The following is an 11,945-nucleotide window of genomic DNA, read 5'->3' as shown; positions in this document are numbered from 1 at the left end:
CCCAGACCCCGGCTTCTTCTCCCGCGACGTCACGCCGGAGGCCGTGCGCGACAGCTGGGACGCCGTGAACGACCCCGCGCTCGCCGAGGTGATGACGACCTTCCAGCAGGAGATGGGTGTCCTCGTCGGACTGCTGGGCACCGACCGCGCCGAAGCCGGTACCTGAGTCGCGACCCGCACGCCACCGGCGTGCGGGCGGGGGATCTCCACCGGACGAGTGAAGCAAACGCTAGATTTCAGACGGACTTTCCTTTGTGGGGTGACGACGATGCGTGAGCTGCGCGATCCCGAGCACGAGCTCATCGCCAAGGCGATCCGTGAGCGCGTCGCCGAGTTCGACGACGAGTACTGGGCGGCGTGCGACCGCGACCACCGGTTCCCCTGGGAGTTCTTCGCCGCGCTGGCGGAGGGCGGGTGGGTCGGGCTCGCCATCCCCGAGGAGTACGGCGGCGGTGGCCGCGGCGTCACCGAGGCGGCCATCCTGCTGCGCGAGGTCGCGGCCTCCGGCGCGGCCATGAACGGCTGCACCGCCCTGCACATGAACGTGTTCGGGCTCCAGCCGGTCATCAAGTACGGCAACGACCGTCTCAAGGAGGCGTTCCTGCCGCCCGCGGCGGCGGGGGAGCTGCACGTCGCGTTCGCCGTGACCGAGCCGGACGCGGGCACGGACACCTCCCGGATCAAGACCCGTGCCGTCCGCGACGGCGACGGCTGGCGGATCAGCGGCCAGAAGATCTGGACCAGCAAGGCGCTCGAGTCGTCGGTGGCACTGCTGCTTGCCCGCACCGCGCCCGCCCCCGACACCGAACGCGGCCGCTTCGACGGGCTCAGCCTGTTCCTCGTCGACCTCGACCCGGACCACGTCGCCATCCAGCCCATCGCGAAGGCGGGTCGCAACGCGGTCGCCACCTGCGAGACGTTCTACGACGACCTCCCGGTCGAGGGCTGGCGGCTCGTCGGCGAGGAGGGCAAGGGCTTCAAGCACCTGCTGGCGGGCCTCAACCCCGAGCGGATCCTGATCGCCGCCGAGGCGACCGGCATCGGGCAGGCCGCGCTGCACAGGGCCACCGACTACGCCAAGGTGCGCCGGGTGTTCGACCGCCCGATCGGCAGCAACCAGGCGCTGTCGCACCCGCTCGCCGACTCCTACGCCCGCCTGGAGGCGGCCTGGGAGCTGACGATGATCGCCGCCGCCCGCTACGACGCGGGGCTGTCCTGCGGCGCCGAGGCCAACATGGCGAAGTACCTCGCGGCCGACGCCGGCTACGACGCCGCCGACCGCGCGGTGCAGACCCACGGCGGGCTCGGCTACGCGCAGGAGTACCACGTCGAGCGCTACTGGCGGGAAGCCCGGATCATGCGGCTCGCGCCGATCAGCCAGGAGATGTCGCTCAACTTCATCGCCCAGCAGGTGCTCGGCCTGCCGCGGAGCTACTGATGGCACCGGGACAGCGCCGCCTCGAAGGGCGGGTGGCCTACGTGCTCGGCGGCGGCAGCGACGGCCCCGCCCGGCCGGGAGAGGCCCTGCCGATGGGCAACGGGCGCGCGATCGCCCTGCGCCTCGCGGCCGAGGGCGCGACGGTCGTCGTCGGCGACAAGGTGCTCGCGCGGGCCGAGGCGACGGTCGAGCACCTCGCCGTTCCGGGGCTCGCCGTCGAGGTCGACGCCGTCGACCCCGCCTCGTGCCGGGCCGCGGTGGCGGCCGCGACCGAGCACGGCGGGCGGCTCGACATCGTCGTGTGCAACGTCGGGCTGTCCGGCCGGGAACCGCTGAAGGTCCAGAGCCTGCAGGACTGGGAGTTCTCCTCCGACGTCAACGTCCGCTCGCACTGGCTGACCGCGCAGGCGGCGCTCGCCCCCATGCTGGCGCAGGGCTCCGGCGCGTTCGCGTTCGTCGGCTCCACCGCCGGGGTCTACAGCAGCCGGCGTTCCTTGTCCTACGAGGCGACGAAAGCGGCGCAGCTCGCCGTGATGCGGCACGTCGCCGTCCGGTACGCCGACCGCGGCATCCGGGCCAACGCGGTGGTGCTCGGCAACATCGACTCGGCGCTGGTGCGCCGCGAGTTCGGGGACGCGCCCGGCGCGGCCCGCGCGGCGGTCGTGCCCATGCGGCGGGAGGGCCGCCCGGAGGAGGCCGCCGGCGCGGTCGCCTTCCTCGTCAGCGACGACGCCGGGTACGTGACCGGGCAGAGCCTCCTCGTGGACGGCGGCGTGAGCGCCGCCTGGCCCGTCCCGCCGGTCCTCTCGTGAACAGGAGCAGCACGTGACCAGGGTTGTCGTCAGCGGTGTCGGGATGAGCCCGTTCGGGAAGTTCCTCGACAGGTCCATGAAGGACCTCGGCAAGGTCGCGGTCGACGCCGCGCTCGCGGACGCCGGCATCGCGGTGGGGGACGTCCAGGCGATGTTCTTCTCCAACGCACTCGCCGGGCTGATCACGGGTCAGGAGTGCATCCGGGGAGAGGTCGTCGGCTACCCGCTGGGGCTCGCCGGCATCCCGATCCACAACGTCGAGAACGCCTGCGCGTCCGGCGGCAACGCCCTGCACCTCGCGTGGATGGCCGTCGCGTCCGGCATGTACGACACGGTGCTCGCCCTCGGCGTCGAGAAGGCGAACCACGAGGACCGGCAGCGCACCTTCAGCGCGTACGCGGCGGGCATGGACGTCGAGCAGGGCTTCGCGACCGGCGACGGCGCGGGCCAGGAGCGCAGCCCGTTCGTCGACCGCCAGGCACGCCTGGCCGCCACGCTGTTCGACGAGCGCGGCGTGACGATGGAGGGGCTGGCCAGGGTCGCCTCGCGGTCCCTGGAGAGCGCGCGGCTCAACCCGTTCGCGCACCGGCGGTTCGGCGGCACACCCGAGGACGTGCTCAACGCCCGCGTCGTGGTCGAGCCGCTGACCGTGCTGATGAGCTCACCGATCAGCGACGGCGCCGCCGCCGTGGTCGTGACCAGCAAGCTCTCCGCCCGGTCGGTCGACGTCCTCGCCTCCCGGATGGCCACCCGCCCGCCCGCGGACCGGCCCGACGCCCCCAACGCGGTCGAGGCGTCGGCCCGTGCGGCGTTCGAGCAGGCCGGCCTCGGACCGCAGGACATGGACCTGGCCGAGGTGCACGACGCGTCGGTCGCCTACGAGCTGATGGCGTGGACCGACGTCGGTCTCTGCGTGCCGGGCGAGGAGCAGCGCTGGGCGATGAACGGCTTGACGGCGGCGGACGGCGCGTTGCCGGTCAACCGGTCCGGCGGGCTGGTCGGCCGCGGGCACGCCCTCGGCGCGAGCGGTCTCGCCCAGGTCCACGACGTCGTCCAGCAGCTGCGCGGGGAGGCGGGCGACCTGCAGCTGGACGGCCCGCGCCGGGCGGTGGTCCAGATCGGCGGCGGCGTCGTCGACTGGCTGACCGCCGTGTCGACCGTGCACGTGCTCGGGAAGGGGTGACCCGTGTCCGATCTCGTCATCGACGCCCACATGCACGTGTGGGACGCCAGCTGGCTCCCGGAGGGGCTGCGCCGCGCCTGGGCCAGGCAGGGCGCGGGACGGCGGCTGCCGGAGCGGGACCCCGAGGACGTCCTCGGTCACGTCGCCGTCGGCCAGAGCGACCCGGACGCGGGCCTGACGATCGCGGCCTTCGACCGCGTCGGCGTCGCGGCCGGTCTGATCCCGGTCGTCGACTGGACCATCGTGGGCGCCCCGGCCGGTGAGCACCTCCCGATCGCCGCGCTCAACGCCCGGTACGAGGAGATCTGCGCGCGCAACGAGGGCCGGCTGTACTTCGCGGCGGGCCTCGACCCGCGGCACCCCGGCGCCAGGGCCCTGTTCGAGGAAGCGGCGGCGCACCCGCACTGCCGCGGGTTCAAGCTCTACCCGGCCGCGGGCTGGGACCTGCGCGACCCCGCGCACGCCTGGCTGTTCGAGGCGCTGGTGGAGCGCGACCTGCCCGCCGTCGTCCACTGCAGCCCGCTCGGCGGCGACCCGCTGCAGGTGGTGCGCTGCCGTCCCGCCGAGGTCGCCGCCGTGCTGGCGTCGTACCCGACGCTGCGGGTCTCCTTCGCCCACGCGGGGATCGAGGCGTGGTGGAGCGAGGCGCTCGACTGCGCGACTGGCTGGCAGCACGCCTATCTGGAACTGTCGCTGTGGCAGCGTCTGGCCACTGTGGACTATCGCGAGTTCCGGCGGAGGGTGCGGATGATGCGGTCCCAGATCGGGGCCCACCGGCTGATCTTCGGGTCCGACATCTGCCGGGGCCCGCGCGAGGACCCCGAGGGGACCGACCTGGCGCGGTTCCTCGGCATGGTCCGCGACCTCGCCTCCCCGTACCAGGGCGATGCCGCGGTCCTCAGCGACGAGGAGCTCGGGTTGTTCCTCGCGGGCAACGCGGTTCGGCTGTTCGACCTCAAGGAGTGCGCATGAGCGACACGCTGGGAACCCTCTTCGCCAACGCCGGCAGACGGTTCCACGACAACACCGCGGTCATGGCCGGCGGCGAGAGCCGGACCTTCGGCGAGGTGGTCGAGCAGGGCTGGCGGCTCGCGCACGCGCTGCGCGACCGCGGCATCGAGCCGGGATCGTCGGTCGCCGCGATGCTCGGCGCCAACCGCGTCGAGTCGCTCGAGGTCTACGTCGGGCTCGCCCTCGGCGGCTACACCGCCGTGCACGTCAACGACCGGCTGACCCCGCCCGAGGTCGACCACGTCGTGTCCGACTCGGGCGCGGTCGCGCTCGTCCACACCGACGGGCCCGCCGCGGTCGCCGCCGCCGCGACCACGACCGCGGGTCTCGCGGCCTGGTTCGCGATCGGCGGTGACCCGCCCGCGGGGGCCGAGTCCTATGCGGCAGCGTTGTCGGCCGCGGCACACGAGCCCGTGCGCGTCGACGTCTTCCCGGAGGACATCGCGCTGGTCGGCTACACCAGCGGCACCACCGGTTTCCCGAAGGGCGTCCTGGTCAGCCACCGCGCGGTCGTCAACTGCGTGAAGCTCGTGCCGTACGCGTACCGCTTCCCGCTGCAGGGGCACGCCGCGTTCCCCGGCGGCTGGTCGTTCGTCTCCGGTCTGTGGGGCGTGATCTTCCCGCACTTCTACACCGGCAGCACGGTCGCCTTCATCCCCGGTGCCACCCCCGAGGAGTGGGGGAGGCACATGGTGGAGCACGGGGCGACGTTCACCCTCGGCCTCACACCGCTGATCCCCGGCCTGATGGCGGCGTTGCGCGCGCACCCGGCCGCCCTGAACACGTTGCAGTCGGTGCTGCACTCCGGCGGCCCGCTGCCGCCGGAGCTGGCCGCCGACCTGGTCGCGCTGATCGACGACCGGCTCGTCGAGACCTACGGCATGACCGAGGTGGTCGGGCCGATCACGATCACCAACCGCGCGGACTGGCGTGGCGGCGGTGCGGCGGACGACATCTTCGCGTCCGTCGGCAGGCCGTTGCCGACGTCGTCGATGTGGGTCGCCGACGCCGACGGGAACCCGTTGCCGCCCGGCGAGGTCGGCGAGCTGGTCATCGAGGCGGACACGATGTTCTCCGGGTACCACAACGCACCGGAGAAGACGGCGGCCGCACTGCGGGACGGCGCCTACCGCACCGGAGACCTCGGCTACCGCGACAAGGCGGGCTACTACTACCTCACCGGGCGGGCGCAGGAGCTGATCGTCACCGGTGGCGCCAACGTCTACCCGGCCGAGGTGGAACGCGTCCTGCTGCTGATGGAGGACGTCGTCGACGCGGCGGTGTTCGGGCTGCCGGACGAGCGCTGGGGCGAGGCGGTCTCCGCCGCCGTGGTGCTGCGGCCGGGTGCGACGACGACCGCCGACGAGGTCCGCGAGTTCGCCCGGTCGCAGCTGGCCGGGTTCAAGAAGCCCGTGCACCTGTTCTTCCTCGACGCGCTGCCCCGCAACGCGGCGATGAAGGTGATGAAGCACGTGCTCATGGAGCAGGTGGCCGACTCGGTCGACACGACAGGAGGCAAGCGGTGAAGCTGGGCATCAGTGAGCTGTTCCCCGCGGCGGGGCCGCGCGACGGCCGGTGGTCGCTGGACGCCGCGGCCCTGATCGAGGAGATCGGCTACAACTCGGTGTGGCTGCCCGAGCACGTCGTCTTCTTCCCGAGCTACCGGTCGCAGTACCCCTACGAGTCCGGTGGCGCCCAAGAGGTGCACAAGACGCTGGGGGTCTACGACCCGCTCGTGCTCGCGGGCTCCATCGCCGCGGTCACGACGACACTGCGGATCGGTACCTACGTCCTCGTCGTGCCGCAACGCAACCCGATCGTCACCGCCCGTCAGGTGGCGAGCGTCGACCGGTTGTCCGGCGGCCGGTTCCAGCTCGGGGCCGGGGTCGGCTGGTCCGAGGAGGAGTACACCGCGCTGGACGTGCCGTTCGAACGCAGGGGCGCGCGGATGGACGACTACCTCGCGGCGATGCGCGCCCTGTGGTCGGAAGAGGAGGAGACCTCGTTCTCCAGCGAGTTCGTCGAGTTCGAGCCGCTGTACTGCTACCCGAAGCCGGCGCAGAAGCGGTTGCCGGTGATCGTCGGCGGCAACAGCAGGGCCACCCTGGAGCGGATCGTGTCCTATGGGGACGGCTGGGCCGGGTACAGCCGCACGCACGAGGACATCAAGGTGTTCATCGACAAGCTGTCCGTCCTCATGGACGCCGCGGGCCGCGACATGTCCGAGCTGTCGCTCAAGGTCGGGCGGCGCAGCAAGGGAAAGACGGAGAAGGACTGGGAGGACGACCGCGCCTACATCGAGGAGGCGATGCGCATCGGCATCGACGAGGTCGTGGTCTCGCCGCGGATCGGCGACGAGAACTACGAGAAGGACATGCGGCGGTACTTCGAGATCGTCGGCGGCTGAGTCTCAGATGGCCCGGCGCATGCCGCCGTCGACGCTGAACGACTCGCCGGTCACGTAGGAGGCGGGACCGGAGGCCAGGAAGGCGACGAGCGCGGCGGCCTCCTCGGGCCTGCCGAACCGGCCGGCCGGGATGCGGTCGCGGACCAGGGCGGCACGTGACTCCTCCGTCGGGTAGGCGAGCCTGACCTGCTCGCTGTCGATCCGGCCGGGGGCCACGCAGTTGACGGTGACGCCGTCCGCCGCGACGGCCCGCGCGAGCGCCTTCGACCACAGCACGCACGCCGCGACGGCGGCCTGCGCGGCCGACACGACAACGGGTTCGAGGAGCCCGACGAAGTTCACGACGCGGCCCTGCCCGCCAGCGCGCAACATCGGCAGCAGGGCCTCGGTGAGACGGCGCTTGGCGTGGAAGTTCAGCTCGAACTGCTTGTGCCACAACGCCTCGGTGAGCACGTCGCCGGGTCGTTCGGCCGCGCCGGCGACGTTGACAAGCACGTCGGCCCTGCCGTGTTCCTCGGTGACCGCCTCAGCGATGAGGTTGGCGGCCAACGGGTCGGTGAGGTCGGCCTCGACCACGAGCGGGCGCACCGCCATCTCGGCGGCGACCTCGTCGAGGAGCGCGCGGCGGCGGGCGACCAGGACCACGTGAGCGCCCTCCGCCGCGAGCGCGAGTGCGGTCGCACGGCCGATCCCGGCGCTCGCACCGGTCACCACGGCCACGCGTCCCGCCAGCAGAAGATCCACCGTTCCTCCCTACAAAATCAAGCAAGTGCTTGATACATTATCGGCGGCCTCCCGGCGACGGAAGAGGTGCGACACGAGCGAGGAGCCCTGACCATGACGAGCCAGACAGAGCGGCAGCCGATGCCCGATCTCGACTACCTGATCATCGGCGCCGGCGTCTGCGGGCTCTACCAGCTGCACCAGCTGCTGGAGCTCGGGGTGTCGGTGCGGGTCGTCGACGCGAACGCGGGCCTCGGCGGGACGTGGTTCAACAACCGCTACCCGGGCTGCCGGTTCGACTCGGAGTCCTACACCTACCAGTACTCCTTCTCCCGCGAGCTGCTCGACGAGTGGGACTGGAAGGAGCGCTTCGCGCCGCAGCCGGAGACGCTGTCCTACCTGGAGCACGTCGCGGACCGGTTCGACCTGCGCCCGCACATCAGCCTCGACACGTTGGTGGAGCGGGCCGAGTGGGTCGAGGAAGGCCTGCACTGGCTGGTCACGATGGCGGGCGGCGACCAGCTCCGCGCCCGTTTCGTGTTGTGCGCCATGGGACTGCTGTCCGTGCCCACCTACCCGCGAGTGCCCGGCCGCGGCACGTTCCATGGCGTGGAGACGCACACGTTCGACTGGCCGGAGGGCCTCGACGTCACCGGCAAGCGGGTCGTCGTCATCGGCACCGGGGCCAGCGGGGTGCAGGTCATCACGGACGTGGCGGACAGGGTCGAGCAGCTGACCGTGCTCCAGCGCGACGCCAACTGGTGCGCCCCGCTGGGAAACGCGCCCATCACGCCGGAGGAGATGGCGCGGCTCCGCGCGTCCTACGACGACATCTTCGCGTGGTGCAGGGAGACCCCGGCCGGTTTCGTGCACCGTCCCGACCGCACGCTGTCGACCGACGTGACCCGCGAGGAGCGGCTGCGGCACTGGAACGACCTGTACGACAACGGTCACGGCGCCGCGCTCTACATGGGCAACTACCGCGACACCATGATGGAGGCCGGGCCCAACCGCGAGCTGTCCGAGTTCGTCGCCGACCGGATCCGGCAGCGCGTCACCTCCCCGGAGGTCGCCGAGCTCCTCATCCCCAAGGACCACGGCTTCGGCAACAAGCGGGTCGCGGGGGAGTCCGGCTTCTACGAGGTCTTCAACCAGGACAACGTGGAGCTCGTCGACCTGATGGCCCACCCGATCCTGGAGGTCACCGAGAAGGGCGTCCGCCTCGATGCCGGCGGCGGCGAGACGCGCGACATCGAGGCCGACGTCATCGTCTACGCGACCGGCTTCGACGCGGTCACCGGACCCTTCGACCGCATCGAGTTCATCGGTGTCGACGGCGTGCGGCTCAAGGAGCAGTGGAAGGACGGGCCGGAGACCTGCGTCGGCGTGCAGGTCACGAACTTCCCCAACCTCTTCATGCTGGTGGGCCCGCAGTCCGGTTCCGCGACCGCCAACTTCCCGCGCGGCATCGAGGACGTCGTCAACTGGATGACCGAGACCGTGCGGCACATCGAGGCGAGCGGCGTCGTCCGCGTCGAGGGCAGGCGCGAGGCGGAGATCGCGTGGGTCGACCACGTGCGCGAGATCAACAGCAAGCTCCTGCTGGCCCACTCGAAGTCGTGGTTCAACGGGCACAACATGAACCTCGACCGCGACGACAACCCGCGTGTGATGGTCTACCTGGGCGGCGCTCCCCGCTACCGGCGGCGGCTCCAGGAGGAGATCGACGGCGGCTACCCCAGTTTCGAGCTCCGCAGGGCGCCGTGATCGGCGCGGACGGCCGCGGTCAGCGACCTCGTGGCAGGCAGGCGATCGTGCCGTTGCTGTCACAGGCGATGAGTGCCCACACCCGCTTGCCGCCCTCCGGTAGCGGGCGCACACCCCAGTTCTTCGACACGCTCTCCACCATCAGCAGTCCGCGACCGCGGGCGTCACCCAACCGGGAGCGCCCGACGGCAGGACGCTCCGACGAGTCGTCGTCGACCGAGACCGACACCTCACACGGCACCGCACTGCGTCGCACGAGCAGCCGAAGTGGTCCGGAGGCGTGGTCGTAGGCGTTGGTGACCAACTCGGTGGCCACCAGGAGCACCGCCAGCAGGTGGTCGTCGTCCAGGTCGGCGAGCGCCTTCGCGGCCCACTGGCGGAGCTGCACCAGGGGAGGGAGCTGCTCGCCGGACAGGTCCAGCACGAACGGTTCCGGATCGTCCTCGTAGCCCGAGTTCACGGGCGCCTCCACTGTTCGGCACCCTGTTCTCTCAAGGTGCGATGACCCAAGTTGCCCCCGGCGGAGCTGGGGAAACGTGAGTGCTGCCACAGAGGACGGACGGTGATCCGCGCGGGGCGGCCGGGCTTTCGGCGTCGCTAGACTGGGCGTTCGGCACCGGGCGAGGGGCGGCGGGCGTGGACTACGGCGACAAGCTCTTCTGGCTCTCGGTGCTGATCCAGCGGAGGTACGCGCAGATCTGCGCCGAGTACGACCTGACCTCCCTGCAAGCCACACTGCTCTGCGCGATCAGGGACGAACCGAAGCGGATGACCTACCTCGCCGCCGCGCTCGGCATGACCAAGAACGCGCTGAGCCAGCTCGTCGACCGCACCGAGCGGCGCGGCCTGGTCACCAGGGCGGGCTCGGAGCAGGACCGGCGGGTCATCCTGCTCAGCGTGACGCCCGCGGGGAAGGTGCTCGCCGAGGCCGTGTTCGCCGAGACCGCCAAGCGCCTGCCCGACGTCGCGGAGAACCTCGGCGCCGACGACCAGCGCGCCTTCGAACGCCTGGCCACCGCCATCGTGGACGCATCGGGCGTTCCGGCGTCCTGACTCACCGCGCAGTCTTTCCGGGCATCGTCACGGCCTGGTGGAAGTTCATGGCATGAACTAGTATGGTTCATGCCGTGAACCAATCAGGCGTTCACGCGGCGGCGAGAGGTGACATGGTCATGCGGGACAACGGTGCGATCGCGGTCTTCGGTGCGACGGGACAGCAGGGCGGGGCGGTCGTCGACGCGCTCCTGGCGCGGAGAGCACGGGTCCGCGCCCTCGTCCGCACGCCCGAGTCCGATCGGGCACAGGCGCTGGCCGCCCGAGGCGTCGAGCTGGCGGCCGTCCGGATCGACGACCCGGCGTCGACGGTCGCCGCGCTGGAGGCGGTCGACGCGTTCTACTTCATGACCCCGGAGGCCGACAACCTCGAGGAGGTTGAGGAGGAGGTGCGGGTGGGCGCCGCCCTCGTCGACGCGGCGGCCGCGGCGCGCGTGCCGCACGTCGTGTTCAACTCGGTCTTCGGGGCGGATCGGTTCACGGGCGTGCCGCACCACGACTCGAAGCACCGGATCGAGGAGCACCTGAAGAAATCCGGCCTGAGGGCCACGATGGTCCGCCCGGCCGCCTTCATGGAGAACTTCGCGACCGTGATGGCGCCGAGCCTGGAGGACGGGACGATCGTGGTGCGGATGCCACTGCCGGACGACGTCCCCCTGAAGATGGTTTCCATCAAGGACATCGGCCGGGTCGCCGCCGCGCTCCTGCTCGGCACCGCGGACGTGCCCGGCGGAGCCGTCGAGGTCGTCGGCGACGAGCCGACGGGCCCGCGGATCGCCGCCGCGTTCGGCGCGCACGCCGGCCTGCCGTCGCGCTACGAGGCCCTGCCGCTGAGCGTCCTGCGCAACGACCTCGACGAGGCGATGTTCCGCCAGTTCGCCGAGTCGTCCGAGTCCCCGGCGGACCTCGCGGCGGTGAAGGCGGTCGAGCCGGACGTCCTGGACCTGGCCGGGTGGATCCGCTCCACCGGCTGGACCGCGCCCGCGGACCGGGCCCGTTCCTGATGCTCCGGCCGCGGCGGTTCAGGGGCGGGGCAGCAAGCCCACGAGCGACGTGGTGATCGCGAGGCGCAGGGCTGCCGGCAGGTCGATGCGGTGGACCGCGAGCGCGGGCTCGGACTCGTAGACGGCGAGCAGGCTCGGCGGTGGTGGGATGTAGGCGGACAGTGCGCCCGCCATCAGCAGGACGGTCAGGCAGAGCTGTTCGGCGTGCTCCCCGATTTCGGGCAGGTGCTGCCGGAGGAGATCGGCCATCACCGCGAGGTTGTGCAGTGAGGCGTGCTTGTGCCGGCGGACCGCCTCGATCGAGACGTTGTGTTCGAGCACTCCGCCCTGTGCGCCGTAGAGGTCGCAGAGCACCTTCTGGGAGGCGAGCGAGCGGCCGAGCACGTCGGCTGTCCGTTCGGCGCGCTCCACCGCCGGCCGGTCCGGGTCGACGGCGCCGGCCAGTTCGTGGTCCAGCTCGGCCAGCCAGGTCGCGGTCCGGTCGTCCATCAGGTCGAGCAGCACCGCCTCGCGGGACTCGAAGTAGCGCAGCACCGCCGTCTTGGCC

The 11,945-nt window shown here is 71.7% G+C and carries 12 protein-coding genes; 9 read left to right on the top strand and 3 right to left on the bottom strand.

Annotated elements, in window-relative coordinates; all coding sequences use genetic code 11:
- The first annotated feature begins 268 nt into the window (after window positions 1–268).
- From VF330_RS18080 to VF330_RS18055, 6 genes are read left to right on the top strand one after another with little or no spacing between them, the layout of a single operon-like run.
- A complete protein-coding gene (locus VF330_RS18080; RefSeq protein WP_330852787.1) occupies window positions 269–1,438 on the top strand; it encodes an acyl-CoA dehydrogenase family protein in 1,170 nt (389 codons plus the stop codon).
- Window positions 1,438–2,250, top strand: coding sequence for an SDR family NAD(P)-dependent oxidoreductase (locus tag VF330_RS18075; RefSeq protein WP_330852786.1), 813 nt, complete (start codon window positions 1,438–1,440; stop codon window positions 2,248–2,250). Before VF330_RS18080 ends, VF330_RS18075 begins: the two co-directional genes overlap by 1 nt.
- A gap of 13 nt (window positions 2,251–2,263) precedes the next feature.
- Window positions 2,264–3,433 carry a thiolase family protein gene (locus VF330_RS18070; RefSeq protein ID WP_330852785.1) on the top strand — a complete coding sequence of 390 codons (1,170 nt, stop codon included), beginning with the start codon at window positions 2,264–2,266 and terminating at the stop codon, window positions 3,431–3,433.
- Between the two features lie 3 nt (window positions 3,434–3,436).
- Entirely contained in the window at window positions 3,437–4,405 is a 969-nt protein-coding gene (locus VF330_RS18065; RefSeq protein ID WP_330852784.1) for an amidohydrolase family protein, read from the top strand.
- The gene (locus VF330_RS18060; RefSeq protein WP_330852783.1) at window positions 4,402–5,970 is read left to right on the top strand and encodes a class I adenylate-forming enzyme family protein; all 1,569 of its coding nucleotides are present in this window, start codon (window positions 4,402–4,404) and stop codon (window positions 5,968–5,970) included. Before VF330_RS18065 ends, VF330_RS18060 begins: the two co-directional genes overlap by 4 nt.
- Window positions 5,967–6,851: an LLM class F420-dependent oxidoreductase gene (locus tag VF330_RS18055; RefSeq protein ID WP_330852782.1), complete on the top strand. Its 885-nt coding sequence runs from the start codon at window positions 5,967–5,969 to the stop codon at window positions 6,849–6,851. The genes VF330_RS18060 and VF330_RS18055 overlap by 4 nt, the downstream gene beginning before the upstream one ends.
- Window positions 6,852–6,854: 3 nt before the next feature.
- Here the strand turns inward: VF330_RS18055 and VF330_RS18050 are convergent, their stop codons facing one another.
- Entirely contained in the window at window positions 6,855–7,562 is a 708-nt protein-coding gene (locus tag VF330_RS18050; RefSeq protein ID WP_414675395.1) for an SDR family NAD(P)-dependent oxidoreductase, read from the bottom strand.
- A gap of 126 nt (window positions 7,563–7,688) precedes the next feature.
- Here VF330_RS18050 and VF330_RS18045 point away from each other — a divergent pair, with 126 nt between their 5' ends.
- Window positions 7,689–9,341, top strand: a complete 1,653-nt coding sequence (locus VF330_RS18045) for an NAD(P)/FAD-dependent oxidoreductase (RefSeq protein ID WP_330852780.1) — start codon at window positions 7,689–7,691, stop codon at window positions 9,339–9,341.
- A gap of 19 nt (window positions 9,342–9,360) precedes the next feature.
- Here VF330_RS18045 and VF330_RS18040 read toward each other — a convergent pair whose 3' ends face one another.
- Window positions 9,361–9,801 (bottom strand): ATP-binding protein, encoded by a 441-nt coding sequence (locus tag VF330_RS18040; RefSeq protein ID WP_330852779.1) that lies wholly within the window; start codon window positions 9,799–9,801, stop codon window positions 9,361–9,363.
- Between the two features lie 80 nt (window positions 9,802–9,881).
- Here VF330_RS18040 and VF330_RS18035 point away from each other — a divergent pair, with 80 nt between their 5' ends.
- Together VF330_RS18035 and VF330_RS18030 are read left to right on the top strand one after the other, a co-directional pair.
- On the top strand, window positions 9,882–10,394 hold the full coding sequence (locus VF330_RS18035) for a MarR family winged helix-turn-helix transcriptional regulator (RefSeq protein WP_330852778.1): 513 nt from the start codon (window positions 9,882–9,884) through the stop codon (window positions 10,392–10,394).
- A 119-nt stretch (window positions 10,395–10,513) separates the two neighbouring features.
- On the top strand, window positions 10,514–11,398 hold the full coding sequence (locus tag VF330_RS18030; RefSeq protein ID WP_330852777.1) for an NmrA/HSCARG family protein: 885 nt from the start codon (window positions 10,514–10,516) through the stop codon (window positions 11,396–11,398).
- An 18-nt stretch (window positions 11,399–11,416) separates the two neighbouring features.
- Here VF330_RS18030 and VF330_RS18025 read toward each other — a convergent pair.
- The coding region (locus VF330_RS18025) for a TetR/AcrR family transcriptional regulator (protein WP_330852776.1) at window positions 11,417–11,945 on the bottom strand (529 nt) is incomplete at its 5' end.

This window comes from Lentzea sp. (assembly GCF_036380075.1).
Classification (GTDB): Bacteria; Actinomycetota; Actinomycetes; order Mycobacteriales; family Pseudonocardiaceae; genus Lentzea.
The sequence above is the reverse complement of the archived record's forward strand: the minus strand, read 5'-3'. Positions and strand labels throughout refer to the sequence as shown.